Annotated in this window: 23 protein-coding genes and 3 riboswitches; of the genes, 4 read left to right on the forward strand and 19 right to left on the reverse strand. The window is 67.3% G+C overall.

The window, feature by feature from the left end:
* Positions 1–121: 121 nt before the first annotated feature.
* From P0R31_RS20160 to P0R31_RS20170, 3 genes are all read right to left on the reverse strand, one after another.
* A complete protein-coding gene (locus tag P0R31_RS20160) occupies positions 122–1,639 on the reverse strand; it encodes a PLP-dependent aminotransferase family protein (RefSeq protein ID WP_275515795.1) in 1,518 nt (505 codons plus the stop codon).
* A 240-nt stretch (positions 1,640–1,879) separates the two neighbouring features.
* Positions 1,880–3,313 (reverse strand): PepSY domain-containing protein, encoded by a 1,434-nt coding sequence (locus P0R31_RS20165; protein ID WP_275515797.1) that lies wholly within the window; start codon positions 3,311–3,313, stop codon positions 1,880–1,882.
* Positions 3,314–3,325: 12 nt separating this feature from the next.
* Complete coding sequence (locus tag P0R31_RS20170; RefSeq protein WP_275515799.1) at positions 3,326–5,683, reverse strand: TonB-dependent receptor; 2,358 nt, start codon at positions 5,681–5,683, stop codon at positions 3,326–3,328.
* A 115-nt stretch (positions 5,684–5,798) separates the two neighbouring features.
* A riboswitch (cobalamin riboswitch) is annotated at positions 5,799–6,001 on the reverse strand.
* Between the two features lie 72 nt (positions 6,002–6,073).
* Between P0R31_RS20170 and P0R31_RS20175 the strand changes: the two genes are divergently transcribed.
* A complete protein-coding gene (locus P0R31_RS20175) occupies positions 6,074–6,646 on the forward strand; it encodes a histidine phosphatase family protein (RefSeq protein ID WP_275515801.1) in 573 nt (190 codons plus the stop codon).
* Between the two features lie 6 nt (positions 6,647–6,652).
* Here P0R31_RS20175 and cobT read toward each other — a convergent pair whose 3' ends face one another.
* From cobT to cbiE, 8 genes are all read right to left on the reverse strand, one after another.
* Positions 6,653–7,705, reverse strand: a complete 1,053-nt coding sequence (gene cobT / locus P0R31_RS20180) for a nicotinate-nucleotide--dimethylbenzimidazole phosphoribosyltransferase (RefSeq protein WP_275515803.1) — start codon at positions 7,703–7,705, stop codon at positions 6,653–6,655.
* A 10-nt stretch (positions 7,706–7,715) separates the two neighbouring features.
* Positions 7,716–8,465 carry a precorrin-6A synthase (deacetylating) gene (gene cobF, locus P0R31_RS20185; protein ID WP_275515804.1) on the reverse strand — a complete coding sequence of 250 codons (750 nt, stop codon included), beginning with the start codon at positions 8,463–8,465 and terminating at the stop codon, positions 7,716–7,718.
* A gap of 46 nt (positions 8,466–8,511) precedes the next feature.
* Positions 8,512–9,189 (reverse strand): energy-coupling factor ABC transporter permease, encoded by a 678-nt coding sequence (locus tag P0R31_RS20190; RefSeq protein WP_275515806.1) that lies wholly within the window; start codon positions 9,187–9,189, stop codon positions 8,512–8,514.
* Positions 9,190–9,226: 37 nt separating this feature from the next.
* Positions 9,227–9,445: riboswitch (cobalamin riboswitch) on the reverse strand.
* A 45-nt stretch (positions 9,446–9,490) separates the two neighbouring features.
* The gene (gene cobA, locus P0R31_RS20195) at positions 9,491–10,222 is read right to left on the reverse strand and encodes a uroporphyrinogen-III C-methyltransferase (RefSeq protein WP_275515807.1); all 732 of its coding nucleotides are present in this window, start codon (positions 10,220–10,222) and stop codon (positions 9,491–9,493) included.
* Positions 10,219–11,529 carry a cobyrinate a,c-diamide synthase gene (locus tag P0R31_RS20200; protein WP_275515808.1) on the reverse strand — a complete coding sequence of 437 codons (1,311 nt, stop codon included), beginning with the start codon at positions 11,527–11,529 and terminating at the stop codon, positions 10,219–10,221. Before P0R31_RS20200 ends, cobA begins: the two co-directional genes overlap by 4 nt.
* Positions 11,529–12,311, reverse strand: coding sequence for a precorrin-4 C(11)-methyltransferase (cobM, locus tag P0R31_RS20205; RefSeq protein ID WP_275515810.1), 783 nt, complete (start codon positions 12,309–12,311; stop codon positions 11,529–11,531). The genes P0R31_RS20200 and cobM overlap by 1 nt, the downstream gene beginning before the upstream one ends.
* On the reverse strand, positions 12,308–12,676 hold the full coding sequence (locus tag P0R31_RS20210) for a cobalamin biosynthesis protein (RefSeq protein WP_275515811.1): 369 nt from the start codon (positions 12,674–12,676) through the stop codon (positions 12,308–12,310). The genes cobM and P0R31_RS20210 overlap by 4 nt, the downstream gene beginning before the upstream one ends.
* Entirely contained in the window at positions 12,673–13,854 is a 1,182-nt protein-coding gene (cbiE, locus tag P0R31_RS20215) for a precorrin-6y C5,15-methyltransferase (decarboxylating) subunit CbiE (RefSeq protein ID WP_275515812.1), read from the reverse strand. The genes P0R31_RS20210 and cbiE overlap by 4 nt, the downstream gene beginning before the upstream one ends.
* Here cbiE and P0R31_RS20220 point away from each other — a divergent pair.
* Positions 13,853–14,599: a cobalt-precorrin-6A reductase gene (locus P0R31_RS20220; protein WP_275515814.1), complete on the forward strand. Its 747-nt coding sequence runs from the start codon at positions 13,853–13,855 to the stop codon at positions 14,597–14,599. The genes cbiE and P0R31_RS20220 overlap by 2 nt on opposite strands.
* Here the strand turns inward: P0R31_RS20220 and cobJ are convergent.
* From cobJ to P0R31_RS20255, 7 genes are read right to left on the reverse strand one after another with little or no spacing between them, the layout of a single operon-like run.
* Positions 14,575–15,309, reverse strand: coding sequence for a precorrin-3B C(17)-methyltransferase (gene cobJ, locus P0R31_RS20225; RefSeq protein ID WP_275515815.1), 735 nt, complete (start codon positions 15,307–15,309; stop codon positions 14,575–14,577). The genes P0R31_RS20220 and cobJ overlap by 25 nt on opposite strands.
* Positions 15,306–16,037 carry a precorrin-2 C(20)-methyltransferase gene (locus tag P0R31_RS20230; RefSeq protein ID WP_275515816.1) on the reverse strand — a complete coding sequence of 244 codons (732 nt, stop codon included), beginning with the start codon at positions 16,035–16,037 and terminating at the stop codon, positions 15,306–15,308. The genes cobJ and P0R31_RS20230 overlap by 4 nt, the downstream gene beginning before the upstream one ends.
* A 2-nt stretch (positions 16,038–16,039) precedes the next feature.
* The gene (locus P0R31_RS20235; RefSeq protein ID WP_275515817.1) at positions 16,040–16,669 is read right to left on the reverse strand and encodes a precorrin-8X methylmutase; all 630 of its coding nucleotides are present in this window, start codon (positions 16,667–16,669) and stop codon (positions 16,040–16,042) included.
* The gene (cobG, locus tag P0R31_RS20240; RefSeq protein ID WP_275515818.1) at positions 16,669–17,832 is read right to left on the reverse strand and encodes a precorrin-3B synthase; all 1,164 of its coding nucleotides are present in this window, start codon (positions 17,830–17,832) and stop codon (positions 16,669–16,671) included. Before cobG ends, P0R31_RS20235 begins: the two co-directional genes overlap by 1 nt.
* Positions 17,829–21,077: a cobaltochelatase subunit CobN gene (cobN, locus tag P0R31_RS20245; RefSeq protein WP_275515820.1), complete on the reverse strand. Its 3,249-nt coding sequence runs from the start codon at positions 21,075–21,077 to the stop codon at positions 17,829–17,831. The genes cobG and cobN overlap by 4 nt, the downstream gene beginning before the upstream one ends.
* The gene (cobW, locus tag P0R31_RS20250) at positions 21,077–22,141 is read right to left on the reverse strand and encodes a cobalamin biosynthesis protein CobW (RefSeq protein ID WP_275515821.1); all 1,065 of its coding nucleotides are present in this window, start codon (positions 22,139–22,141) and stop codon (positions 21,077–21,079) included. The genes cobN and cobW overlap by 1 nt, the downstream gene beginning before the upstream one ends.
* Positions 22,138–22,512, reverse strand: a complete 375-nt coding sequence (locus P0R31_RS20255; RefSeq protein ID WP_275515822.1) for a DUF1636 domain-containing protein — start codon at positions 22,510–22,512, stop codon at positions 22,138–22,140. Before P0R31_RS20255 ends, cobW begins: the two co-directional genes overlap by 4 nt.
* A 95-nt stretch (positions 22,513–22,607) precedes the next feature.
* Positions 22,608–22,828, reverse strand: a riboswitch (cobalamin riboswitch).
* A gap of 40 nt (positions 22,829–22,868) precedes the next feature.
* Between P0R31_RS20255 and cobO the strand changes: the two genes are divergently transcribed.
* Positions 22,869–23,504: a cob(I)yrinic acid a,c-diamide adenosyltransferase gene (cobO, locus tag P0R31_RS20260; protein WP_275515824.1), complete on the forward strand. Its 636-nt coding sequence runs from the start codon at positions 22,869–22,871 to the stop codon at positions 23,502–23,504.
* Positions 23,505–23,511: 7 nt separating this feature from the next.
* The gene (locus tag P0R31_RS20265) at positions 23,512–24,960 is read left to right on the forward strand and encodes a cobyric acid synthase (protein ID WP_275515825.1); all 1,449 of its coding nucleotides are present in this window, start codon (positions 23,512–23,514) and stop codon (positions 24,958–24,960) included.
* On the opposite strand, the gene cobD is transcribed toward P0R31_RS20265, so the two are convergent.
* Positions 24,949–25,914, reverse strand: a complete 966-nt coding sequence (cobD, locus tag P0R31_RS20270) for a threonine-phosphate decarboxylase CobD (RefSeq protein ID WP_275515826.1) — start codon at positions 25,912–25,914, stop codon at positions 24,949–24,951. The genes P0R31_RS20265 and cobD overlap by 12 nt on opposite strands.
* Positions 25,915–25,922: the final 8 nt, after the last annotated feature.

A 25,922-nucleotide genomic window follows, 5' to 3' on the forward strand; every position in this document is an offset into this window, starting at 1 on the left:
ACCGCAATCCAAGCGACCGGTTCAGCTGTCTAATTTGCAGGCGATCAAATCGGCGGCGGGGGATCTTCAGGTGCCTAGGAGCTATGCACGGCAGTCGGCTCAGCCTCTCTCTATTGTACGATCAGTAAGAGAGCGGATTAGATGGTGCGTTGCGAGAAGCGGCACTGATGCAGGCTGCGATTCTCGCAAGTAGCGGAGCAGCATCTTCGATGCGCAGCCGGCCGTAGCCGAACACCAGGCCTTGCCGCGTCGGCTGTTCCAGAAAATTCTGCGCCAGCGGTTGCACGTGGATGCCGGCCCGCTTCAGGACCGCGGCCGCCTCCCGATCGCTCATCCGCGCCTGCATTGTCTCGGTGAACAGCGCCACCAGGTGCAGGCCGGTGACGGCGGAGGACACGGTCAGGTCATCCGGCATCAGCGCTGCGATCGCATCGATCAGCGCCCCGCGCCTGGCAGCATAGACCCGCCGCATTGTGCGCAAGTGGCGCAGCAGATGCCCTTCCCGCATGAATTCTGCCAAAGCGAATTGTCCGATGCCGGAGGTGTGCACGTCGATGCGCGCGCGGCCCTTGGCGAATCCTGCGATGAAATGCCTGTTCGCGACGAGGTATCCAAGCCGCAGGTTCGGCATCATGATCTTCGAGAAGGTGCCGAAATAGATTACCCGGCCCTCGCGATCGAGCGAGCGCAGCGAGGCAATCATGCTGTCCTGGTGCCTGAACTCCGAATTGTAATCGTCCTCGATCACCCAGACGTCGTTCTTGTTCGCCCAGTCGAGCAGTTCGAGCCGCCGCTCCAGCCCCATGCTGACCCCGAGCGGATATTGATGCGACGGTGTGACCACGATCAGCCGCGCACCCGGTGCGCGCCGGATTCCCTCCGAGACGACCAGCCCCTTGTCGTCGACCGGTACAGGAACGAGCCTTGCGCCAGCCGCGGTGAGCGCCCATCGCGCTTCGACGAAGCCGGGCTCTTCGACCCAGACCTCGTCGCCGGGATCGAGGATCATCCGGCTGCAGAAATCCAGTGCCCCCGATGTGCCGGAGGTGACGACGACCTCTTCCGGCGAGCAAACGAGACCGCGCACGGAGCCGAGGAAGTTCGCGATCTCGCTCCGCAATTGCGGATGGCCTTCGGGCGGAAGATCGAGGCACTCCTGCTCTCTTGGATTTTGCCAGGCCTGGCGCAGCAGGCGCGACCATTGCTTGAACGGGAACGATGAAACGTCGGGAGCGCCGGGGGCGAACACGGACGGCCAATTGGTCTCGTAGTCGAGGCCGAGCAGCGATCGCCAACGCTCCGACATGTGGGCAGGCTCGGCCGCGGGCGAGGCGGCGGACGGCGGCTCCACATGCGCAGCCGCAACGGCGGCCACCATGACACTGCCGCGCGGCGTCGATGCGAGATAGCCTTCGGCATAGAGCAGATCCCAGGCGGTCAGCACCACAGTGCGCGAACAGCCCAATTCGCGCGCGATCTCGCGCGATCCCAGAAATTGCGTTCCGGCCGCAAAGGCGCCGCGCAGGATGCCGTCGCGGATGTGAGCCGCGATCTGCAAATGCAGCGGCACCGCCGAGGTCCGGTCGATGTGCATTCCCGCAAGGGACACGCGCTTGCTGGGGTGACGGCTGTTGTCCATGTCTCGCCGGTCATCAGGCAACGCAGGGGATCGTAGCCCGGGTTAGCGCTGCGATACCCGGGAATGCCGCAGGCAAGAACCCAGATGTCGCAGCGCTCATCCGGGCCGCCGTCATTCCGGGCGTCCGCCGTTTTCAAGCCGCCGCAGAGCTACACCGAAAGGCAGCCGGCGAAAAGAGACCGTGCTGCCGCTCGGCGCATCGCTGCTCTGCCGACCCATACGTGTCCTTTGCGGCCTGCCTCAGGCGGCCAACCATGCCCGCAAGCGCCGCCAACCGATGACGATGCCGGTGATGGAGAACATCAGCCCGAGCGTACAGAGCCCGACAATGAGAGCGTCACGCAGCCGCGCATGAGCCAGCAGAATCGGGAAGTCAAGCGTGTGCAGCGCACGGTAGAGCCAGCGATAGACGCGGCGCGACGGGTCCAGTCTTTGCAGCACCTTGCCATCGGCGGCATCGACATCGAACCAGAGATCGCCGCAGGTCGTGCGGTAGACAGGAGCCCCCGGAAGTGCGGATTGCGCCGGATAGTCGTCGTTGCCGGCGAGCAGGAACGGTGCGGCACAGCCGGCGCCAAGGCGCGCCGTCAGGTCGCCGATCTCCTGCCTGTCCAGGTATGGCGCCGGTCCATCGCGCGGCGCGTCCCCTGCCCTGATCAAAGTCTGGTGGCCGAGCGCGATCCGATCGCGCCGATAGACCTTCCCGTCGAAGGCGAACCATTCGACCTCGCGGGCCAACGGCGATATTGGCTGCGGATCGAGCGACGACGCGTCTCGCCAATCCGGGGCGGCATCGACCACGGCGGCCTCAGCCGGTGTCAGTTGCCCGCGCGAGAACATCCGGCCGTGATCCATCGACAGCCAGCCGCTGAAGATCCAGCTCAGCACGAACACGGTCGCGACAAGACCGATGACGTGATGCAGGGCGTGCCAGCCACGATAGGGCGACGAGAGCTGGCGTCCCCGCATCCTCACACGCACGATTCCGAGCGCCGCGCCAAGCAATGCAGCGATCAGGGCCAGCAGCGACAGCGTCCAGACCACGCGATCCCACAGCGCCCAGCTGCTGCGCAGAACCGTCGGATAGATCCAGTGCAGCACGCTGCCGGCCCAGTTCCACGCGCGCTCGCTGCGCGTCGTATCCAGGACAACTTCGCCGGTCAGCGACGAAACGTAGACCTCCGTTCCAGGGGCATCGCCGAGAGCGGCGCGAAACAAGGGCCGATGGCGATCAAAACCGTTCGGCACGCTCCATTGATCGTAGTCCGACCGCGCGACGATCGCGGCGCGTAGCGCGTCGCGCCCGCGCTGACGTGAATAAGCTTGCACGATGGTGAGCGCGATCTCGGCTGATGTCACCGACGCGTCTCCTCCATCGGAGGCGCTGACCGCTCGCGAGCCTGCGGGGCCGGAGACGACGTAAACCGGTCCATCGCTCCGCTGGATCAGCCGAACACGTGTCGCATCGGCAATCCCGCTCGCCGCAACGGCGTCCGCGACCGAAATCCTGATCTCGCCGCGATCCACCGGCACGAGTCCGGCAAATCGCTCCGCTTCCGTCAGCGACGGAAACGGAACGAAGTGCATCACGATTCCAGTCGCGAACCACATCGCGAACAGCAGGCAGAACGCGATGCCGAGCCAGCGATGCGCGAGGACGATCGCGCCCATCATGCGCTCAAGGCCTCACCATTTGAACGCGGCCGATATTTCATAGGTGCGCGGCGCGCCCAACAGGATCTGGTCCGGATAGAACGGATCGCCCCAGACCGCGTAGCGCTTGTCGGTGATGTTGCGGACCCGGAAGGTCAGGCGCGCCCGGTCGACTGCATTGAACACGGTCTTGGGGATGTCGACGAAGGCGTAGACGTCGGCCACGGTGTAAGCCTTCATCGTCACGACGTTGGCGTCGGTGTTGTAGCGGTCGCCGACGTGACGGCCGGTGATGCCGAGCTCCACCGGCCAGGGTGTGAAGAACCGGTACGATGCGCCGGCGTTGGCGACGATACGCGGCACGTTTGGCGGCGTGTTGCCGGAGAACGAGCCGCCGGCAAAATTGTAGTCGGCATAGCGCGCATCGACATAGGCGATATTACCCCACAGCCGCAGCGGCTCGATCGGGCGTATCGAGGCGGCAAGCTCGATGCCCTTCGACTCCTGCCGCCCAGCGATGTTCAGCTGCATGCCGCCGGCCGCCGCATAGACGTTCTTGCGCAGGATGTCGTAGGCCGAGAACGACCATTCCGCCCGGTTGTCCCAGAACAGGTGCTTGACACCGGTCTCGTAGGTGCGCGCGGTGGTCAGGTCGAGCGGCTGGGCGGGCGAGAGCAGGAAGATGTTGTTGGCTGCGACGTCGGCGCCGGTGGCGTACTGGCTGAAGAAGGTCAGGCCGGGAACGGCCTCCCAGGTATAGCCAATGCGCCCCGTCACCGGCGCCCAGTCTTTCGTGAACGGGAAGCCCGCCTTCACGATCCCGTTCTTGTCGGTCGAATTGCGGTCGAGCCCGATATGCTCGACGCGGAGGCCGCCGATCAGCGCGAAGCTGCGCGTCAGCTTGAGCCTGTCCTCGAATGACAGCGCCTCGTTGTCGATGCGCGCGGTCTGCTGCTGTGTCGTGAGCAGGCCGTAGAAGCCGCGGTTGGGGTCGACCAGCGAAACGGAATCACCGGGAAAGTTTGCCGCGCCGGGCCTGACGAAATCGAGATAGCTCGACGACAGCGTCGTGACCAGCCGGTTGTCGAAGCCCGCGATATTTGTGTCCCAGATCAGGTCGGTGATGTTGCCGACCAGCCGCTGGCTGTGGGCGACATAGAAGCGCTCGCGATCGACCAGGTTCGTGGTCGAGTTGAACGCCTCGATCTCGTTGTTGAACCAGGTCCGTTCGGCGCCATAGCCATAGGCTTGACTTTTCAACGTGAGGTCAGGCGCGAGCTTCAGCTCGAAGCCGCCACGCAGCCACACTTCCTGCGCCACGTTGCGGTTATCGAGAACGTTGTAATTGGTGTTGAAGGTGCGGTCGTCGATGGTGACGGCACCGAGATTCGTTCCGTTGTAGTTCGAGACGTAATTGCCGGAGACGATCCCCGTCGTCGCGTGCGATCCGCTGAAGGCGACCGGCACCAGCGGCGCGCCCCAATAGGCCTTCGAGCGGTCTTCGCGGTACTCGAGCGCGCCCCAGATCTTGAGACTGTCCGAGATGCGGTAATTAAGCTGGCCGGACGTGCCGAACGTCTTGACATTGGTGTCGTCGGCAAAGCCGTTGAGCGTGGAGCGGCTGATGTCGAAGCGATAGTCCAGCCCCTGCACATTGGTGCTGCCGCCGGAGCCGTAATGGGCACGGAACGAGTTCAGCGAGTCCCAGGAGAAATCGGCCTCGTTGCTGATCGGTCCGGTGTGCGGCTGCTTGGTGACGAAGTTGATGGCGCCGCCTGCGGCGCCCTCGCCCGAAATCAGCGAGGCCGGGCCTTTGAGGAATTCCACCGCCTCCAGATTGGCGGTATCCACGATCCGCGAGGTCATGTTCTGCGGACCGATCTTGATGCCGTTGTAGAGCGTGTTGATCTGGCTGTTGGTGAAGCCGCGCATGGAGAAGGCGGAAGGTTCGGCCGGGTTGTCGCCGGAGCTGACGCCGACGGCGCCCTGCGCCACCTCGGATACGGTGCGATAGCCCTGCTCGCGCATGGTTTCGGCGGAGATCACCTCGACCGTCGCAGGCGTCTGCCGCACGGTCAGGCCGAGCCGCGAGGCGCTTTCGGCAACGGCATTGGTGTTGAGCGGCGTCTGCACCGTCGAATCCGGCACGACGGGTTTTGGCGCGGCGGATACAGCCGCCGGCCTGCGCGCCGCCGCGCGGCGCGCGCTCTGCGCCGCTCCTGCTACCGGTTTGGCCGGCTTGCGCGCCTGGGGGGGCGACACCTCGATGGGCGGCAGCGACTCTCGGGCCTGCTGCGCCAGAGCGGCAGGCGGACCGAGAGCGGCAAAGGACGTGAACGCGGCGGAAACCAGCAGGACGCGGCGCGGTCGTGCGATACGGATGGAAGACACAGGTCAAAACCTCGGTATGACGTCAGTGGCACGTCACAGCGAACGAGGTCTCACCTTTGGCCTTGCAGCCGTCCGATGAAGCCGAATGTCTGTACTCCCCGACCGACATCTTCGCGTGTGACCACGGCTGACGGCAGGTCTCCTGGCTCGCGGGTCGTGACCGCTTCGTCGCCTTCCCGGGACCGAGGACCCAGTGGCTCGTGACGAAGGATTCACCGCTTACAGTTGCGGGGGCAGCCGCGGCATTGGGGACAATTTTCCCCGCACCGCATTCCCTTTTCATTCCCTCTCGGGAAAACCGTCGCGAGCATCTAGGATTACCACCAAGACAGAGTCAATGTGCCAATTGCGGCGTTGCGGCCACAGCAACCAACTTCCCTGGAGATGAGCATGGAAGGCGAGACCTTCCTCTGGTTGATCAGGCATGCGGCCGTCGCGGGCGTGCCCGGGACGATCCATGCACCCGATGCGCGGGCCGACCTCGGCGATCACGCGGCATTGGCGGCTCTCAGGCAGCGCTTGCCCGCGGATGTCGCCGGCTATGCCAGCCCGGCCCGTCGCACGGTCGAGACGGCGCGCGCCCTGGGACTCGAACCGGAGCTGGTCAGCGAATTCGGCGAGCAGGATTTCGGCGACTGGACCGGCCATCGGCATGACGAGCTCGCCGCGACCGGCAGCGAGGCCTATGCGCAGGTCTGGCGCGATCCCGCGCACGGACGGCCGCCGAACGGCGAAAGCTTTGCGGATCAGGTCGCCCGCGTCCGCCTCGGCCTGGCGCAGATTGGCGCAGGCTCCGCGGCGCTGGTCGTCCATTCCGGCACCATTCGGGCCGCGCTCTGCGTCGCGCTCGATCTGACACCGGAAGCTGCGCTGCGCTTCGTGATCGATCCGCTGTCGCTGACCCGGATCGACCGGCTCGCGGGCGGCTGGCGCGTCGTCTCGGTCAACCAGCGCGTGGCTTGAGCCGCATCAAGACGGCCGATCCGGCACGTTGGCCTGCGCGAACGTCGCCATGCCATTGTGAAGTGCGCAGGCCGAGCGGACCAGCGGCAGCGCGATCGCGGCCCCCGACCCCTCGCCGAGCCTGAGATCGAGGCTGATCAGCGGCTGCACGTTCAGCGCGCGCAACACCAGCCGATGTCCCTGCTCCGCCGATTGGTGCGAGGGCAACAGGAACGGCTGGCAGGACGGATTGAGGCGCGCCGCCGCCAGCGCCGCCACCGAGACGATGAAGCCGTCGATCAACACGGGGATACGGCGTTGCGCGGCCGCGATGATCGCGCCCGAGATCGCCGCGATTTCGAGGCCGCCGACCGCGCACAGGATCTTCTCGACCGAGGCCCCAGTGACGCCGTGGCGCGCGATCGCCGCATCGATCACCCGCGCCTTGTGCGCGCGGCCGACCGCATCGACGCCGGTGCCGCTGCCCGCGATCTCCCCGGCGCTCACACCGAGCAGGCTCGCAGCAATCGCCGCCGACGTCGTGGTGTTGCCGATGCCCATCTCGCCGAAGATCAAGAGATCGGGTCGATCGAGCGCCGCACGCGTGACCGCGCGCTGGCCGGCCTCGAAGGCGAAGGCCAATTCCTTGGGCGTGAGCGCGGCCTCGACACTGAAATCGCGGGTGCCGCTGCGCGGCTTGTCGGTGACGATTCCCGCCATCTGGGCCTCGGCCAGCGTGCCGGCGTCGACCACCTCGAGGCTCGAACCCAGCTCGCGCGCCAGCACCGATATCGCGGCGCCTCCGGAGGCAAAATTCGCCATCATCGCGATGGTGACGGCTTGCGGATAGGCCGACACGCCCTGCGCGACGATGCCGTGGTCACCCGCGAAGATGATGATCGGCACCCACGCAGCGCGCGGCTGCCCGGTCGCCTGCAAGCCCGCGAGCTCGATCGCGAGCTGCTCGAGCCGGCCGAGCGCGCCGGTCGGCTTCGTCAGCTGCGCCTGCCGCGCAATGGCAGCCTCGCGATCACCCACGGAGACCTCGGGGCAGTTCTGATAAATCCATTCGGGAAGCATGCCGCCTCGCTCAACGCCTGCGCTTGATAATGTAGCTGTCCATGATCCAGCCGTGCCGCTCGCGCGCCTCTTGCCGCAACGCGACGATGCGCGGGCCGACCTCGGCCAGCGCGCCGGACATGATGATCTGATCGGGCATGCCGAGATAGGCACCCCACCAGATGTGAAGCCCGGCCGGATCGAGCGACTGGAACGCCGTGCCGCCGTCGAGCATCACCACGATTGTATCAACATTCGCCGGCCAGCCGCCATCGCGCAAGCGCCGCCCGGTCGTGACCAGGAACGGCTCGCCGATGTCGTTGAGCGGCAGCGCGTGCGCCGCGCACAGCGCCTGGATCGAGGTGATGCCTGGCACGACTTCGATCTTCGGCAAGGGATGGAGCCGCCGCGCAATGCGTAGCGAAGAATCATAGAGCGAAGGATCGCCCCAGATCAGCAGCGCGACCTTGCCTTCATCTTCGAGATGCCCAGCGATCGTCTGCGACCAGGTGGCGGCCACCGCATCGTGCCAATCGTCGACGCCCTTGCGGTAGTCAGCTTCACCGGCGTCGCGGACTGGAAGATCGAATTCGACGACGACGGTCTTGCCGTTGGTCAGGACATCCGCGCAAATCGTTCGCCTGAGATCAGCAAGATCGGATTTCGTCGTTCCCTTGCGCGGGATCAGGATGAGATCGGCCGCATTGATGGCGTCAACGGCGGCGCGCGTGAGCTGCGCGGGATCGCCGCAACCGATGCCTATCAGAGAGAGCGTGAGCATCGCGCGCGCGACGGGCGGCCAGAGCGGCCGCCCGTTCGCTGGTCTCTCAGGCCACGTTGTGAAGGCGCGGGGTGACGAGGCCGGGCGCGGTGACGCCGCGCAGCGACTTCGCCAGCGCCAGCACGGCGAGATCGGCCAGCGGTTCGATCACGATGACCAGCGCATAGGCGGCGGCGAACGTTGCGATGCTGGCGAGGTTGCTGATCGCAAAGCCGGAGCCATAGAGCGCCCAGAACGCCACCCAGGCGATCACGCCGGCCTGATAGGTGGTCGAAAGCGCCAGCGCCTGACCGTACTTCAAATCGACATAGGCGGTGTTGCGGGCAATGATCCGCGAGGCGATCGCCTGGATAGCGAACAGCGGCACCAGCAGCGTGGTGACGTTCATGCCGTATTGCGGCAGGTCGACCGGCTCCAGCAGCATGCCCTGAAGCAGCAGCCCGAACGCAAGGCCGAAGGCCGCAGGCGCAGCGCCGAACAGCAGGAACAGGGTCGAGCCGAGGATGAAGTGCACTTCGGAGACGCCGACAGGGAAGTGCGGCAGGATCTCGAAGAAAACGAAGACGAGAGCGGTGGTGGCCAGCGTCCGCGCCGCGAACGAGCCGATGCCCTGCTCGCGCACGGTCTCGACCGCGAGCTTCAGGGCAACGCCGCCTGCGGCGATGCCGGTTGCATAACTCAATACGAGCTTGGCGCCCGTCACGATCCCGGGTTCGATATGCATGGCTCAATTCCTTCCTGCCGTCACACCCGACGGCGTTGGCCTCAATACGTGCACGGCCGGTCTCCTGGCTCGCGGTTCACTGGGTTCTCCGGCCTTCCCGGACCTTGCGGTCCAGTGGCGGTTCGGAGCCCCTCACCGCTTACAGTCGCGGGGGCGGCTGGGGTTTTGGGCGCCGCAACTGGGTCCGCCCTTCCCCATTCCCGATTATGCTCCGGCGCTTTGCGCCGCGTCGAGCACCATGCCGCTCTTGTGTGCCCCTTTCGCATCGCGGGCGTCAAGGGGCGAACCGCTGCAGGAGCGCTCATGCCGGATATTCTCCCGCCAGCGCGCCGAACAGGATGACGGCGGCAGTGGAAGCGGCGCCGCCGCGCCCAAGCTGCTCGGCGAGCTCGGCAATCGTGGTGCGGACCAGCCTTTCGTCGGGACGCCCGAGGGATTCGGCGAACAGCGCCGGAGTGTTAGGAGCGAGCCCGTGCGCGATCAATTTTGCGGCAAGCGCCGGAAAGGTGCGCCGGCCCATATAGACCACGGTCGTCGCCTCGGGATCGGCCAGCGCCGCCCAATTTAGATTGGGCGGCAGCTCGCCGGTGACGTCAGCGCCGGTGATGAACTGCACCCGGCGGGAGGTATGCCGGCGGGTCAGGGGAATGCCGGCCTGGGCGGCGGCGACACAGGCGGAGGTGACGCCGGGAATGATCTCGTAGCCGATGCCGGCTTCGCGCAGCGTCTCGATCTCCTCCTCGAGCCGGCCGAAAATGCCGGCATCGCCGGACTTGAGCCGCACCACGCGCGCGCCGGTTGCGGCATAGTCGACCAGGAGACGGTTGACGTGGTGCTGCTTGGTCGAAGGGCGCCCGGCCCGCTTTCCCACCGCGACGAGATTGGCGCCGGGCCGGGCGAGATCGAGGATCGCGCCGGAGGCCAAATCGTCGTAGAGCACGACGTCGGCCTCGCGCAGCCGCGTGGCGCCCCTCACCGTGAGGAGTTCGGGATCGCCCGGACCGGCGGAAACGAAAGAGACGAAGCCGCTCACCGATCCTCCGCGATCAGATGGAAGAACGTGCCGGTGGCATGGCCACGGCGCGAGCCGGTCTCGGCAATGACCGCGCCGGTGGCGTCGTGCACGACCGCGAGTGGCGTATCAGGTTGCGCAAGGATGGTCGAATAGTGGAACTCGTGGCCACGCAGGCGCGCGCCAGGCCGATGCCCCGGCATCGGCGCAGCCAGTGCGGCAAGACGATAGCCGAGATGCATGCGGCGCTTGGCAAAGCTGGTCTCGAGACCAAGCAGCCCCGCCATCTCATGGCTGATACCGTCGGCGTCGGTCAGGCCTGCACCCAGCACCATATAGCCTCCGCATTCGCCATGCACGGGCCGCGTCTCGGCGAAAGCGCGCAAGGAGCTGCGAAAGCGCGTGTTGGCCGCGAGCTTTCCCGCATGCAGCTCAGGATAGCCGCCCGGCAGCCAGCACACGTCGGCGCTCGCATCGGGCGTTTCATCGGCCAGCGGCGAGAACGGCACGATCTCGGCGCCCGTTGCGCGCCAGGCTTCCAGCATATGCGGATAGATGAAGGAGAACGCCGCATCGCGCGCCAGCGCGATGCGCTGGCCGGGCGGTGTCACGTTCAAGCCGTTCGCCGCAGCTTGCGGCGACCATTTGCCTGCCGCGTGGAGCACTGCATCGAGATCGACGTGCTCGGCGACAAAGCGCGCGGCCTCGTCGATCAGCTTGCCGATCTCCGCCTGCTCCTCGGCCTGCACGAGACCGAGATGCCGCTTCGGCAGGCTGATCTCGGCGTGGCGCGGCAGCGCGCCGAACACTTTGATGCCGGCCTCGTTCAGCGCGCGCCGCACCAGATCCTCGTGGCGCGGGCTGGCGACGCGATTGAGCACGACGCCGGCGAGGCGCACGCCGGCGCGGTAATCGCGCAGGCCGGCGGCGATCGCTGCCGCAGTCTGCGCCTGGCCGGAGGGATCGATCACCAGAACCACGGGCCAGCCCAGCATCTCCGCGATGTCGGCGGTGGCGCCGGTGCCGGAGACACCGCGCGTAGCGACACCGTCGAACAGGCCCATCGATCCCTCGGCGAGCACGACATCTGCATCGGCAGCACGGCTGACGAGATGCGCGATGGTGCTGCGATCCATCGCCCAGCTGTCGACGTTGACCGAGGCGCGCCCAGTGGCCGCGGCGTGGAAGGCGGGATCGATATAGTCGGGGCCGCTCTTGAAGCACTGCACGTTCAAGCCGCGATTGCGCCAGGCGCGGGCCAGCGCCAGCGTCAGCGTGGTCTTGCCGACACCGGAGGCCGGCGCGGAGATGACGAAGCTTGCCGCCATCACGACGCCTCCGGAAAGCGCGGCTCGGCACCGACGGGCCGGTAGCGGCGGTCGTAATCGGCGGCGTAGAGGCGGCTCTCGTCAAAATCGGCAGCGCCAAGCGTCTTGCCGACCAGGATCAGCGCCGTGCGCTCCATCTCGCCACCCACGGCCGCATCGAGCGTTGCGAGCGTCGCACGCACGATGCGCTGCTCCGGCCAGCTCGCGCGCCAGACGATCGCGACCGGGCAATCCGCGCCGTAATGCGGCGTGAGCTCGGCGACGACCTGGTCGAGCAGATGGATTGAGAGGTGGATCGCGAGCACCGCGCCGGTCGCCGCGAACGCGGCGAGCTTCTCGCCCTCGGGCATCGCACTGGCGCGGCCCGGCGTGCGCGTCAGCACGACCGTCTGAGCAAGACCGGGCAGCGTCAGCTCGGCTTCCAGCGCGGCTGCGGCAGCCGAGAACGAGGGAACGCCGGGTGTCACCGTGTAGGGAATCCCCAGCGCACGCAAACGGCGCAGCTGCTCGCCCATCGCCGACCAGATCGAGAGGTCGCCGGAATGCAGCCGCGCGACATCCAGGCCTGCCGCATGCGCAGCTGTGATCTCGGCGATGATCTCATCGAGCGACATTGGCGCGGTGTTGACGATGCGCGCACCGGGCGGGCTATGCGCCAGCACGCCCTCCGGCACCAGCGAGCCGGCATAGAGGCAGACCGGACAGGCCGCGATCAGATCGCGGCCCCGCAACGTCAGCAGATCGGGTGCGCCCGGGCCGGCGCCGATGAAATGCACCGTCATGGACCGTCTCCTTCCGCGATCGCGGCGGTCGCGGCGCGATCCTGAGAGACGACCCGTGTTGCAATCAACCGCGCGCGCGGACCGGCGGCCGCGAGCGCCGCGGCCTCGGCCACAGATCCGGTGCCGAACTTCTCCGCGACGAGCTTCGATTGCGTGGGGGTGTCGATCCCGGCCAGTGTCGCGGCCGGAACGGCCCTGATCGGCACGCCGCATTCGCGTGCGAGCTGCTTCAGCGCCTCGGTATCGGCCTTGTCGCTGACAGTTGCCATCGCCGCAAGCCCTTCCGTACCGCCGGCAGCCAGCAGCGCTTCGCGCAGCGAAGTCAGCGTCACGTCGCGCTTGAAGCCTAAACCGGCGACTTTCATCGCACCACACTCCACTGCACCACGGGGCGTGCTGCCTCCCACGACCGATAGCGGCCGAGCGGGGCGGCATGCGAAATTTCGGCCCGCATCAGTTCGCCGCCGTGACGCTGATGCAGCTCGCCGAGCAGAGCTTCCGTCTCCAGCGTCACAGCATGCGCCACGAGCCGCGTACCCGGCGAGAGCCGCGTCCAGATCGCATCAAATAACACTTCGTCGAGACCACCGCCAATGAAGACGGCATCCGGCGCTTGCAACCCGGCAAGAGCTTCCGGTGCCCTGCCCGTGACGACTGTGATCCGATGTGCCAGACCGAAGGCCGCCGCATTCTTGCGAATGTTCGCGACGCGATCCTCGCGCGCCTCGACCGCAATCGCCGTCCCACCATCCAGCGCCCACTCCACGGAGATCGAGCCTGAACCAGCGCCGATATCCCACAGCCGCTCGCCGGCACGCGGCGCCAGCGCCGAGAGCGCAAGCGCGCGCACCGGCCGCTTGGTGATCTGGCCGTCGTGAACGAAGACGTCGTCCGGCAGGCCCGAGCTGCGAGCAATGCCCTGCCCTCCCTCTGCCTCGATCGCCACGGCGATCGGATTTCCGTCCGGCGCACGCGTACAGCTTTCGGCGCGATATTTTCCGACGCTTTCATTCGGCCCGCCCAGGGCGGCGAGAGTCCAGAATGTGGAGGAGCCCCAGCCGCGCTCGGTCAGCCATTTCGCGAGATCGTCGACCGCCGCGGCATCGCGTAAGAGGCAAATGATGCGCGCACCGCGCGCCAGATACGGAACGAGACGTTCGAATGGGGCAGCGTGCAGGGCGAGGCAAATGGTCGACTCCAGCCGCCACCCCAGCCGCGCGGCGCCGAGCGAGAAGGTCGAAGGTGCGGGATGCGCGATCCACTCGTCGCCACCGAGCTTCTCGGCAAGGCTCGCGCCGGCGCCATGCCAGAACGGATCGCCGGAGGCGAGCACCACCGTCGGCCTGCCGCGGCAGCTCAGCACGACATTCGCATCGAACGGCACCGGCCACGGACGGCCGCGGCTGCCAATGTCGGCAAGCGCAAGATGGCGCTCGCCGCCGAACACGGTTTCGGCCTTGGCAAGCGCCTTTCGGCTTGCCTCCGACAGCCCGGCAAGGCCATCTTCCCCGATACCGATGATGGTCAGCCAGGGCTCAGACATGATTCGCGCCCTCATTCTGGGCGGAACGGCCGATGCGAGCCTGCTCGCCGCGGAGATCGCGCGCGCCGGCATCGACGCTGTCTATTCCTATGGCGGCCGCACCCGCGCGCCGGCCGATCAGCCGCTGCCGACCCGCATCGGCGGTTTCGGCGGCGTGAGCGGACTTGCGGATTACATCCGCGCCGAAGGCATCACGCATGTGATCGATGCGACGCATCCCTTCGCGGCCGAGATGAGCCGCAACGCGGTCGAGGCGTGCGCGCAGACGGGCACGCCGTTGCTCGCACTCGAACGCGCGCCCTGGATCAAGGCGTCCGACGACACCTGGATCGAGGTGGCTGATGTCAATGCTGCGGTTGCCGCGCTGCCGGATGCACCCGCAAACGTGTTCCTCGCCATCGGCCGCCAGCACGTTGCGCCATTCGCGACGAAGCCGCAGCACGCCTACACGCTGCGCTTCGTCGACCCGCCCGACGCGACCCTGCCCTTCGCGGCCGATGTGATCGTGTCGCGCGGACCGTTCACGCTTCATAGTGAGCTGGCGATGATGCGCACGCGCGGCATCGCGTGGATCGTTGCCCGCAATTCCGGCGGCGACGGCGCACGCGCCAAGATCGACGCGGCCCGCACGCTGGGCCTTCCCGTAATCATGATCGCGCGACCGCAGCTTCCCGAGCGCCGACGGGTTGAGCGCGTCACCGACGTGATACAATGGCTCGGTCATTCTACCCGCCTCGGCGCATAGACCCAGCGGCCGACGCGGCGTGTCTGCGAATTGCCGAGGATGACAAGCGTGCGCATGTCGGCCATCTCGGGCGTCGCCTGGTTCAGCGTCACGATCTCGATCTTTTCATCAGCCGCGCTGATCGCGCGCGCGAAGATCATGAGACGCTCGCCGCAGCCGGCCTCGCGAAGCAGCGCGAGCGCCCGGCCAAATCCTTCCGGCCGGCTCGCCGAGCGCGGGTTGTACATCGCGATGGCAAAATCGGCTTCCGCCGCGAGGCGCAGGCGTTTCTCGATCACAGCCCATGGCTTGAGATTGTCGGAAAGGTTGATCGCGCAGAAATCATGGCCGAGCGGCGCGCCGGCGCGTGCCGCTGCCGCCAGCATTGCGGTGACGCCGGGCAGCACGCGGATCGGCAGTCCCTGCCATTGCGGCGCCTGTTCGAGGGTCTCGAACACGGCGGACGCCATCGCGAACACGCCGGGATCACCAGAGGAGACGACCACGACCTGGCCGCCTTCGGCGGCAAGCCGCAGGGCTTCGCTCGCACGTAGCAGCTCTTCGCGATTGTCGGAGGGATGCAGGGTAAGCCCAGGCCGCGGCGGCACGCGTGCGACATAGGGCGCATAACCTAGGATGTCGGTCGCCGCGGCCAACGCAGCAGTGACCTCCGGCGTCACCAGCGCCTCGCTGCCCGGACCGAGGCCCGCGATGGTCAGGGTGCCCGTCATTCGGCGGCGTCCAGATGCCGGCCCTTGCCGTGCACGAGCACGATTGCGAAATAAGGACAATCGCCCGCGTCGATCTCGGCGAGCCGCACCACGCGCTCGCCCGGCATGGTGCCGCGCTCGACCAGCCAGGCATCGTCCAGCCGCCCGGCGGAGCGAAGCGCGCGGCGCACCTTTGCCAGATTGCGGCCGGTCTTCATGACGACCAGCGCATCGGAATCGCGCATGCGGCGTTCGAGCTCGGCCTCGGGGAGCGTCCCCATCAGCACCGTCGTCACGTCGTCGCCGAGCGCGATCGGCTGTCCGACGCCGTTCCAGCAGCCGACCATCCCGGGAATGCCGGCGATCACCTCGATCTCGACGCGGCCCTGCAGGCGCGTGTGCAGATGCATGAACGATCCGTAAAAGTAGGGATCGCCCTCGCACAGCACGACGACGTCGACGGCGCGCGAAAGCCGCGCCAGGCGCTCGGCCCATTCGTCATAGAAGCCTGCGAGCAGCTGCACGTATTCGGGGCTGTCGAAAGCAATCTCGGTCGTCACAGGATATTCCATCGGATATTCTGTGACGCCGCCCGCCAGCATGCCCTCGACGATGCGGCGCGCCTGGCCCGGCCTGCCCTTCTTGCGAAAATAGGCGACGTGGCTGGCGCCTCGCACCGTGCGATCGGCACGCACGCTCATCAGATCGGGATCACCGGGGCCGAGACCGCAGCAGATGATGCGTCCCATGGCTATTCGCTCCGGCTTGCCAGCGCGTTCACGGCAGCAACCGTGATCGCGGAGCCGCCGAGGCGGCCTTCGACGGTGAGCGCCGGTGCCGGCGGATCGGCCATCAGCGCGGCCTTGGATTCGGCCGCGCCGACGAAGCCGACGGGACAGCCGATGATCGCAGCCGGCCGCGGACAGTCGCGATCCTCCAGCATGTTGAGCAGATGAAACAGCGCGGTCGGTGCATTGCCGATCGCGACGATCGCGCCATCAAGATGCGGCCGCCACAGCTCCAACGCCGCGGCCGAGCGCGTGTTGCGCATGGACTGCGCCAGCGCGGGCACGGCGGGATCGCCGAGCGTGCAGATCACGGCATTGGCAGCGGGCAATCGCGGGCGCGTAATGCCTTCGGAGACCATGCGCGCGTCGCACAGGATCGGCGCGCCCTTCTGCAAGGCCGCGCGCGCGGCAATCGCCATATCGGGCGTGAAGCGGATATGCGCTTCCAGGCCGACCATGCCGGCGGCATGGATCATCCGCACAACCACCTGCTCCTCGTCCGGCGTGAAGCGGGCGAGATCGGCCTCGGCCCGGATGGTGGCAAAGGATTGCCGGTAGATCGCAGCGCCGTCGGTCTCGTAGGTGTGCGGCATCAGTTCCCTCCGACCAGGATGGAGGGATCGCTGACGATGTCGGCGCCGTTCAACCCACGCAGCGCCGGCGCGTCGCGGGTCGAGCCGTCGCGGACGAGATCGAACCCGGCGCGCGTCGCAATCAGCGTGACCGCAGCCGCGCCGGAATGGGCGCAGCCCTTGCCGCAGCCGGAGACGTGGAGCCGCGCGTCGGCGGCGATGCGCGGCGCCAGCGCTGCTGCGAGCGCACGCGTATCGGCATGGGCCTCGCGGCAGCGCGGCGCGCCGCTGCAGGCGATGACGCGTAGGGCCGGATCGAACGGCTCGGTGATGAGACCCGTCCCGTTCGGCATCTCGCGCTTGCCTTCGCTCAGCACCATCCGCCACGGGGTCATGCGCAGCGCATGGCCGCAAGCAGAGAATTGATGCAGCGTCGCGTGCAGCATCTGCCCGAACGCCACCCCGACCATCGCGCCTTGCGGATAGTGCCCGGGCCGCACCGCGGCCATCACCGGCGCAGGCTCGGTCTCGCCGCGCAAGGAATGAGGCAACACGGCGCCGGATGCGATGTGAGCTGCCATGCGCCCACGCCCGCCTTTCGCACCGCCGGAGATGAGGAACCAGCTTGCGAGCGCCAGCGCCGCGCTCACAGCCTGGCCGCGATCGACGGAGCGGCCGAGCCTTGCGCCGTCCGCCCGCACCAGGAGACCGCCCGAGCGGTCGCGCTCGATGCGGATGTCGGCGGAATCGCCGGCGAGAACGCGCGACCGCCCGTCATCGATGGCGAAGCCGAACTTGGTGGGAAGGGCCAGGCCGGAATCGGTAAGCACCTCTTCGAGCTCCGCCGTGAGCGACTGCGTTTCGTCGCCGTTGCTCCAGAACGGCGTCACCAGGATGTTGCGCCTGGCTTCGATGTCGGCGTCGGGATCGAGCAGTGCCAATTGCGCAAGACCATCGAGCAACGGACGATGGCCGTCCTCCCGAACGCCCCTGATCTGCAGATTGGCCCGGCTCGTGACGTCGATCAGACCATTGCCGAAGCGCTCGGCGAGTTCCGCAAGCCCGGAGATTTGCGGCGCTTCAAGGCGTCCCCCGAACGGACGCACGCGCACCACGAGCCCGTCGCCCGATCGCATCGGGCGCAGCGCGCCGGGACACCAGCCCTTGACCGTGGCCGCGCTCATGACGCCTCCCGCAGCGCCGCCGCAATCGAATTGCGACGGGTTCGCCAGAGCGAAGCCTCGTGCAGGCGCGTGAAGCAGGTTTCCATCGCGGCGAGTGCGGACGGATTTTCGCGCGCCATGAAGGCACGGACGTCGTCGTTGCCGAGCGTCGCTTCGTAATAGAGGTCGAACAGATGCGGCGGCACCGCGCCGGCGAGATGCGCGAAGGCGGCCATGTGCTCCAGCGTCGCGGTGATCTCGGCGGCGCCGCGAAAGCCGTGCCGCATCATGCCGGCGATCCAGTCCGGATTGGCCGCGCGCGCCCGCACGACCCGCGAGATCTCCTCCGTCAGCGTGCGCGCATGCGGTTCGCCGGGCCGTGTCGCATCGAGATGATAGAGCGACGGCGCGCCTGCCCCGAGGTGCGCGGCTGCTGCGGCGATGCCTGCCTCATGCGCGGCATAGTCGGCGGCCAGCAGCAGATCGGTTTCGGGCAGGTCCTGAATATGGACAAAAGCGTCGGCGGACGCGAGACGCTGTTCGATACCTGCGCGATCCGGCTGCATCGCGCCATCGGCAGAGAACGCCCAGGACGATGCCGACAGCCAAGCTTCGCCCGCGGCCTCGCGCGTCTCCGGCGTGAACGCATCCGGGATAGCCGAGAGGCCGACGCCATATTGTCCGGGCCGCGGCGCGAACACGCGGGACGCACGCTGGCGATAGGGATTCTCATCGCCCTCGTCCTCGCGCGCCGCGAGCGCCTCGGCGGCGGCTTCGAACAATTGCGCCAGCCCTGCGAAGACATCGCGGAACAGGCCGGAGATGCGGAGCGTGACGTCGATACGGGGGCGGCCGAGCTCGGCCGGCGCGATGATGTCGTAACCGGTGACGCGGCCGGACGCATGATCCCAGCGCGGCGCGAGGCCGGCCAGATGCAGCGCCATCGCAAACTCTTCACCGGCGGTACGCATGGTCGCCGACCCCCAGAGATCGACGACGAGACCCTTCGGCCAGTCGCCGTGATCCTGCAAGTGACGGCGCAGAAGCTCTTCGGCGAGTTTTATCCCTTGCGCATGCGCCGACGGCGTCGGCACCGCGCGCGGATCGACGGCGAAGAGGTTGCGCCCTGTCGGCAGCACGTCCTGGCGCCCGCGATAGGGCGAGCCCGACGGCCCGGGCGCAACGCGTTTGCCGGCGAGCGCGGAACGCAACGCATCACGCTCCTGTTCGCCGCACGTGCCGCGGCCGAACACGTGCAGGCCGTCGCCGAACTGGCTCTCCTTGAGATCGCAGACGAAGCGGTCGATCCGCGGGATGGCTTCGGCCGGTGCTGCCGAGGCATCGAGGCCGAGATCGTCTTCGAGGCCCGCCACCCGCGCCTCGTCGCGGATCGCCGCGATCAGGCGTTGGCGACGAGCGGGATCGAGGCCGTCAGCGGTCGAATACTCATCGAGCAACCGTTCCAGCCGACGTAGACCTTCCGGCACCGCGGATGTCTCAAGCGGCGGCGGCAGATGACCGATCGTGACCGCGCCGATGCGCCGCTTGGCCTGCGCGGCCTCGCCGGGATCGTTGACGATGAAGGGATAGATGACGGGGAGATCGCCGATCAGCGCTTCCGGCCAGCACGCTTGCGACAGCGCCACGGATTTGCCGGGCAGCCATTCCAGCGTGCCATGTGCGCCCATATGCACGACAGCATCGCAGCCCTGCTGCCGGAGCCAGAGATAGAACGCGACATAGGCGTGGCGCGGCGTGCGGGCGAGATCGTGATAGTCGGCATCGCGCGAGGCCGCATCGCCACGCTCGGGCTGGACTGCGATGACCGACCGGCCGCAGGCGATTGCGGCGAAATGGAATACGCCGTCGCGACAGTTCGGATCATCCTCCGGTGCGCCCCAGGCTTGCGCGAGATCGTCCTGCAAGGATTGCGGGAGACGGGAGAGTTCGGCGCGATAAGCGGCGACGCCCCAAGTCAAGCTCTGCTTCAACAGCGTCTCGCCGAGCGCATGGACTGGCGCAACATCGAAGCCGGCGTCCACAAGATCGGAGATCAACGCATCGACCGACGCCAGTGCATCGAGTCCAACCGCATGCGCGATCTGGTGCGGACGACCCGGATAGTTCGACAGCACGATCGCCAGCCGCTTCTCACCGGGCGGCTTTTCCGCGAGGCGCCGCCAAGCCGCGACGCGCGCGGTAACGGCGTTGACGCGCTCCGCATCGGGCCTGTGGGCCAGATGCGAGAATTGCAGATCCGGATCGCGCATCGCGGCCGACTTGAAGCTCACCACGCCGGCGAACAGGCGGCCGTCTACTTCCGGCAGCACCACATGCATCGCGAGATCGCCGGGGGACAGGCCGCGCAGCGACTCCGACCAGTCCTCGCGCCGCGCCGTCGAGAGCGCGACCTGGAACACCGGACAGGACGCGGCATCGAACGGCGTCGTGCCGTCGTCGCCAAGGGCCGAGAACGCCGTCGCATTGACGATCGCCGCCGCAGGATGTTGCGCCAGATGCGCGCGCAGCCAGTCGGTAACGCCTGGCGCCTTCAGCGAGGTGACGAACGCGCCGTAGGCGTCAAATCCCTTCTCGCGCAGCGCAACAATCAAAGCGTCGACCGGCCCGGTATCGGCGGCCGTGAGATAGGAGCGATAGAACGTCACGAGCGCGCGCGGCTTGCCCTCGGCGCCCGCCGGCGCGGCAATGACGCCGCGCGCGGGATCATAGAATCCCATCTCGGGCACGGTCATCTCGCCGATGACAGGGCCGGCATAGAGGCCTGAGGCCAGCGCGAGCTGCGCAATCGCAGCTTGCGCGGCGACCGGGCCACCTGTGTCGCAGAGCACCTTGAGCCGCCGCAGCGTGGAAACCGGCAGGGTCGAGTACGCATCGAGCCGCGTGTCGTCGCGGCCGTCCGCCGGCAACACGGCGAGCACGATGTTGCGTTCTTTCGCGAGTTGCTGGAGCGCCGCAAGCCCGTACGCCCAATAAGACTCTCCGCCGATCAGGCGCACCAATATGCCGCGCGCCTGCGACAGCGTGCGCTCGATATAGGTGTCGACCGACAGCGGATGACGCAGCTCGGCGAGATTGGCGAGCCGCAGCGGCGGCAGGCTGCCCCGGCCGCGCCGCCAGCCGGCGGCGAACGCGGCGAGATCGGAATCCGAGTACGAGAGCACCACGAGATCGGCCGGGTCCTGGCCGATGTCTCTTGGCGTCGCGGTCTCCTCCAGACCGCGGCTCTCGCGGAAGACGACGTGCATCAGATGCCAGATCCTGAAAGACCAAGTCCTGAGATACCAAGTCCTGCTTTGATGGCGGCTTCGTCGATATCGCCATGCTCGCCGATCACCACGAGCTTGGACTGCCTGTGACCCGCGCCCCATGGCTTGTCGAACTGATGGCGAACCCGCTCGCCGACCGCCTGCAGCAACAGGCGCATCGGCTTGCCCGCAACCGCGATATAGCCCTTGGCCCGCAGCACGTTCTGCTCGCGCGCCAGCTTCTGGACCGAGGCGACCAGCGCATCGATATCCGCAACCTCGGGCAGATCGATCACGACGGAGGCGAAATCATCATGTTCGTGCTCTTCCTCGCCGTCATGATGCGACGGCCGCGCGGCGAGATCGTTCTCGGCCGCCGCACCGAGGCCGAGGATGACGCGCGCGTCGATCGCGCCATCGGTGACCGGCAGCATCGGCACGCGGCGTGGCATCTCGGCGGTGATCGCCGCCTTTGCGGCTTCGATTCCGGCCGCGCCCGCAAGGTCGGCCTTGGTCAGCAGCACGATATCGGCACAGGCGATCTGGTCCTCGAACACCTCCGACAGCGGCGTCTCGTGGTCGAGATTGTCGTCCGCCGCGCGCTGCGCGTCGACCGCAGCCGGGTCCGGCGCGAAGCGGCCGGCGGCGACAGCTTCGGCGTCGGCCAGCGCGATCACGCCGTCGACCGTGATGCGCGAGCGGATCTCCGGCCAGTCGAACGCCTTCAACAGCGGCTTCGGCAGTGCCAGTCCCGAGGTCTCGATCAGGATGTGATCGGGCCGCACCGGCCGCGCCAGCAATTGCTCCATGGTCGGAATAAAGTCGTCGGCCACCGTGCAGCAGATGCAGCCATTGGCGAGCTCGACGATGTTCTCCTCCGGGCAGTTCGCATCGGCGCAGGATTTCAGGATCTCGCCGTCGACGCCTTCGCTGCCGAACTCGTTGACGAGCACGGCGAGTTTCTTGCCGCCGGCATTGCTGAGCAGATGCTGGATCAGCGTCGTCTTGCCGGAACCGAGAAAACCGGTGACCACGGTGACCGGGACTTTTGCGAGCGAATTCATTCGGCGGCCTCCGGCACGACGGCAATGGGGGGAATGCGGGCAAGCGATTGCTTGCGGAAGATTTCGGGACGGCTGCGCCATGGCACGATACCGTCGGGCGCCGCCGCGTAGGCCGCAGCGCCCGCGACCACGTCCTGCGCATTCACATCGGACAGGCGGCCATAGACATAGGACCAGCGGCCGGGCGCGCTGAGCGCGACCGAGCAGCCCTGGCTGCAAGCCGACAGGCATTCGACGGGAACCACGCTGACGCCCTCGGGCACGCCGGCCTCGAGGATCGCGCCATGCAGGCGCTGGCCGGGCGTCGTCTCGCCCTCGCCAAGCGTCTGGCCGGCGCGGCAGGTGATGCAGACATGAAGTGTGACGGTCATCGCCTCTTCCAGATAACAGCGGGAGGCGATGAGGCGCACGGACCATTCTCCAGAAAGGCCCGCTTCCCCGTCGCGGAACACCCCGTCCGCCGGTCCAAAACTCGTCCGCGCTGGCAGGTCTCCCGGCTTGCGGAGCAGGGTTTTGGCCCTTCGATCCCCGCCTTCCCGATTCCGCGAGGGAATCAGTGGCTTCGGGCATCTCTCCGGTCACGGTCGCGGGGGCGGCTGCAGTTTGGATCCAGATCTGCCGATTCGGACCCTATCGCATTCCCTCTTCGCCTGTCATAGGACAGGAACCAGCGCCAGGCCACCATTTGCCGGCGGCCGCCACTTGTCAAGCCGAAGGACCGGGACCGATGACGTCTGAACCGGAGACCCAAACAACCGAGGAAACCGACGCCCGCCACGCCGCCAAAATGGCGAAGAAGAAGGCCGCCCGCGACAAGATCATGGCGACCAAGAGCGGCGAAAAGGGCCTGATCATCGTTCATACCGGCGCGGGCAAGGGAAAATCCTCCTCCGCCTTCGGCATGATCGTCCGCTGCGTGGCGCATGGCTTCCCTTGCGCGGTGGTGCAATTCATCAAGGGAGCCTGGGATACGGGCGAACGGCGCCTGCTCACCGGCCATTTCGGCGATCTCTGCCAGTTCCACGCGATGGGCGAAGGTTTTACCTGGGAGACGCAGGACCGTGCCCGCGACATCGCCGCAGCGCGCGCCGGCTGGGAGAAGGCCAAGGAGCTGATCCTCGACGAGCGGCTGCGGATGGTCGTGCTCGACGAGATCAACATCGCGCTGCGCTACGACTATCTCGACATCGCCGAAGTCGTCGAGTTCCTGACGACGCAGAAGCCCGAGATGACGCATGTCGTGCTCACCGGACGCAACGCCAAGGACGAACTGATCGAGATCGCCGACCTCGTCACCGAGATGACCTTGGTCAAGCACCCATTCCGCTCCGGCATCAAGGCGCAGGCCGGCGTCGAGTTTTGAAGGCAAGATGGCACGCGCATTGATGATCCAGGGGGCCGGCTCGGACGTGGGCAAGTCGCTCATCGTCGCCGGCCTCGCGCGCGCCTTCGCGCGGCGCGGTCTGCGGGTGCTGCCGTTCAAGCCGCAGAACATGTCGAACAACGCCGCCGTCACCGTCGATGGCGGCGAGATCGGCCGTGCCCAGGCGCTGCAGGCCCTCGCCGCCGGTGTCGAGCCGCACACCGACATGAACCCGGTGCTGCTCAAGCCCGAGACCGATGTCGGCGCGCAAGTCGTGGTTCACGGCAAGCGCATCGCGACCGCACGCGCGCGCGACTACGCGGCGATGAAGCCGTCGCTGATGGGCGCGGTGCTGGAGAGTTTCGAACGGTTGAAGGCGCGGGCCGATCTGGTTCTGGTCGAAGGCGCCGGCAGCCCGGCCGAGGTGAATTTGCGCAAGTCCGACATCGCCAATATGGGCTTTGCCCGCAAGGCGAATGTGCCGGTCGTGCTGGTCGGCGACATCGACCGTGGCGGTGTCATTGCCCAGCTGGTCGGCATCAAGACGGTGATCGACCCCGACGATGCCGCGATGATCTCCGGCTTCGTCATCAACAAGTTCCGCGGCGACCCCACCCTGTTCGACGACGGCTACAAGCTGATCGAGCAAAAGACCGCATGGCGCGGCCTTGGCGTGCTGCCCTGGTTTCCGCGCGCCGGCGAGCTGCCGGCCGAAGACGTGCTCGGCCTGCGCGATGCGCGCAAGCCGGGCCAATGCAAGATCGCCTGCCTCGCGCTATCGCGCATCGCCAATTTCGATGATCTCGATCCGCTCAAGCTCGAGCCGGGCGTCGATCTCGTGATGGTGCGTCAGGGCGAAGCCATTCCCGGCGATGCCAGGCTCGTGATCCTCCCTGGCTCAAAATCCACCCGCGGCGACCTTGCCTTCCTGCGCGCGCAGGGGTGGGACATCGATCTTCTCGCGCACCACCGCAGGGGCGGCCACGTGCTCGGCCTCTGCGGCGGCTATCAGATGCTGGGGCGCAGCGTCGCCGACCCTGATGGCATCGAGGGACCCGCGGGCGACACGCCGGGCCTCGGGCTTCTCGATGTCGAGACCGTGATGAGCCCGCAAAAAACCCTCACGCGCGTTGCGGCCGTGCATGCCGCGACGGATCAGCCGATCCAGGCCTACGAGATCCACATCGGTCGCACCGACGGCCCGGATCGCGCACGCCCCTTCGCGAAGCTGGACGGCGAGGCGGAAGGCGCGATCTCCAGGGACGGCCGCGTGCAGGGCAGCTATCTGCACGGCCTGTTCACGTCGGATAATTTCCGCAAGGCATACCTCGCCAGGCTCGACATTCCCGCGGGCGACGAGCCCTATTACGCCAGGGTCGAGAGCGCGCTCGAGGCGCTGGCCGATCACATGGAAAAGCATCTCGACGTCGAAGGCCTGCTCGCGCTAGCGCGCTAGGGCCTCGGCAAGGCGCGTCCATTCGGCTTCGCTGCCGGGGAGCCCGAGGCGGAGCCATGTCGGCTCTCGCGCGAACACGCGGGACCAGATGTGGCTGCGCGCGAGCTTCTCCTGTGCGGCCAACGCGTCAGGCGTTTCGTACAAGCGAAACAACGGTGTGCCGCCGACGAGCCGCCAGCCTTGCGAATGCGCCATCCCATCGAGGCGAACACAGTCGCGCGCGAGCCGCGCCGACGTTGCCTCCGCCCAGGCATCATCGCGCAAGGCACGGCAGCCGATTGCGATGGCTGCGCCCGAGACCGGCCATGGCCCCGACATCGCGGCAAGCCTGTCGATGTCGGCGGCATGACCGATGGCGAAGCCAAGCCGCAGGCCGGCCAACCCATAAAACTTCCCGAACGACCGCAGGATCAACAGTCCCGGCTGATCCGCTTCTGGTGCAAGCGACAATTGCGGATCAGCATCGGCAAAGCTCTCGTCGATGACGAGGCGGCCGACGCGCGACAGCAGCGCGAGCAGATCCTTGCGCGAATGGCGGCGACCATCGGGATTGTTCGGATTGACGACGATAGCGAGGTCCGCACCCCCAAGCGCATCGAGCTCCGCAACCTCCTGGACATCCCAGCCCGCGGCCGACAGCACGCCGGCATATTCATTGTAGGTCGGCCCGAAAATACGCGCCCGCCCGGGCGCCGCGAGTTGCGGCAGCAATTGAATGGCGCTCTGCGCGCCGCCCATCGCAACGATTGGTGCGCTCGTGCGGTAACCGTGCCGCGCCGCCTGATGCAATGCCTCGATCTCGGCACGCGACGGCAGCGCGCTCCACGCGCGCGCGCTCACCTCGCCCACGGGATAGGGCAGCCGGTTGATCCCCGTCGACAGATCGATCCAGTCTTCAGCGCGTCCGCCAAAACGCTGCTGGGCCAGGTCCAGATTTCCACCGTGCTCGCGCATGCCCCGTT

This window comes from Bradyrhizobium yuanmingense, from assembly GCF_029167105.1.
GTDB classification, from domain to species: Bacteria; Pseudomonadota; Alphaproteobacteria; order Rhizobiales; family Xanthobacteraceae; genus Bradyrhizobium; species Bradyrhizobium yuanmingense_A.

Bases quoted from the DNA above. Each gene is read 5' to 3' on its own strand.
- P0R31_RS20200 (WP_275515808.1), bottom strand. From the start codon at position 11,529: ATGGCGGCAAGCTTCGTCATCTCCGCGCCGGCCTCCGGTGTCGGCAAG.
- cobN (WP_275515820.1), bottom strand. From the start codon at position 21,077: ATGCACGTCGTCTTCCGCGAGAGCCGCGGTCTGGAGGAGACCGCGACG.
- P0R31_RS20230 (WP_275515816.1), bottom strand. From the start codon at position 16,037: ATGGGACGCATCATCTGCTGCGGTCTCGGCCCCGGTGATCCCGATCTG.
- P0R31_RS20210 (WP_275515811.1), bottom strand. From the start codon at position 12,676: ATGAAAGTCGCCGGTTTAGGCTTCAAGCGCGACGTGACGCTGACTTCG.
- cobM (WP_275515810.1), bottom strand. From the start codon at position 12,311: ATGACGGTGCATTTCATCGGCGCCGGCCCGGGCGCACCCGATCTGCTG.
- P0R31_RS20265 (WP_275515825.1), top strand. From the start codon at position 23,512: ATGGCACGCGCATTGATGATCCAGGGGGCCGGCTCGGACGTGGGCAAG.
- cobD (WP_275515826.1), bottom strand. From the start codon at position 25,914: ATGCGCGAGCACGGTGGAAATCTGGACCTGGCCCAGCAGCGTTTTGGC.
- P0R31_RS20165 (WP_275515797.1), bottom strand. From the start codon at position 3,313: ATGATGGGCGCGATCGTCCTCGCGCATCGCTGGCTCGGCATCGCGTTC.
- cobJ (WP_275515815.1), bottom strand. From the start codon at position 15,309: ATGACGGGCACCCTGACCATCGCGGGCCTCGGTCCGGGCAGCGAGGCG.
- P0R31_RS20190 (WP_275515806.1), bottom strand. From the start codon at position 9,189: ATGCATATCGAACCCGGGATCGTGACGGGCGCCAAGCTCGTATTGAGT.
- cobO (WP_275515824.1), top strand. From the start codon at position 22,869: ATGACGTCTGAACCGGAGACCCAAACAACCGAGGAAACCGACGCCCGC.
- P0R31_RS20235 (WP_275515817.1), bottom strand. From the start codon at position 16,669: ATGCCGCACACCTACGAGACCGACGGCGCTGCGATCTACCGGCAATCC.
- cobT (WP_275515803.1), bottom strand. From the start codon at position 7,705: ATGCTTCCCGAATGGATTTATCAGAACTGCCCCGAGGTCTCCGTGGGT.
- cobF (WP_275515804.1), bottom strand. From the start codon at position 8,465: ATGCTCACGCTCTCTCTGATAGGCATCGGTTGCGGCGATCCCGCGCAG.
- cbiE (WP_275515812.1), bottom strand. From the start codon at position 13,854: ATGTCTGAGCCCTGGCTGACCATCATCGGTATCGGGGAAGATGGCCTT.
- P0R31_RS20220 (WP_275515814.1), top strand. From the start codon at position 13,853: ATGATTCGCGCCCTCATTCTGGGCGGAACGGCCGATGCGAGCCTGCTC.
- cobW (WP_275515821.1), bottom strand. From the start codon at position 22,141: ATGAATTCGCTCGCAAAAGTCCCGGTCACCGTGGTCACCGGTTTTCTC.
- cobG (WP_275515818.1), bottom strand. From the start codon at position 17,832: ATGAGCGCGGCCACGGTCAAGGGCTGGTGTCCCGGCGCGCTGCGCCCG.
- P0R31_RS20160 (WP_275515795.1), bottom strand. From the start codon at position 1,639: ATGGACAACAGCCGTCACCCCAGCAAGCGCGTGTCCCTTGCGGGAATG.
- P0R31_RS20255 (WP_275515822.1), bottom strand. From the start codon at position 22,512: ATGACCGTCACACTTCATGTCTGCATCACCTGCCGCGCCGGCCAGACG.
- P0R31_RS20175 (WP_275515801.1), top strand. From the start codon at position 6,074: ATGGAAGGCGAGACCTTCCTCTGGTTGATCAGGCATGCGGCCGTCGCG.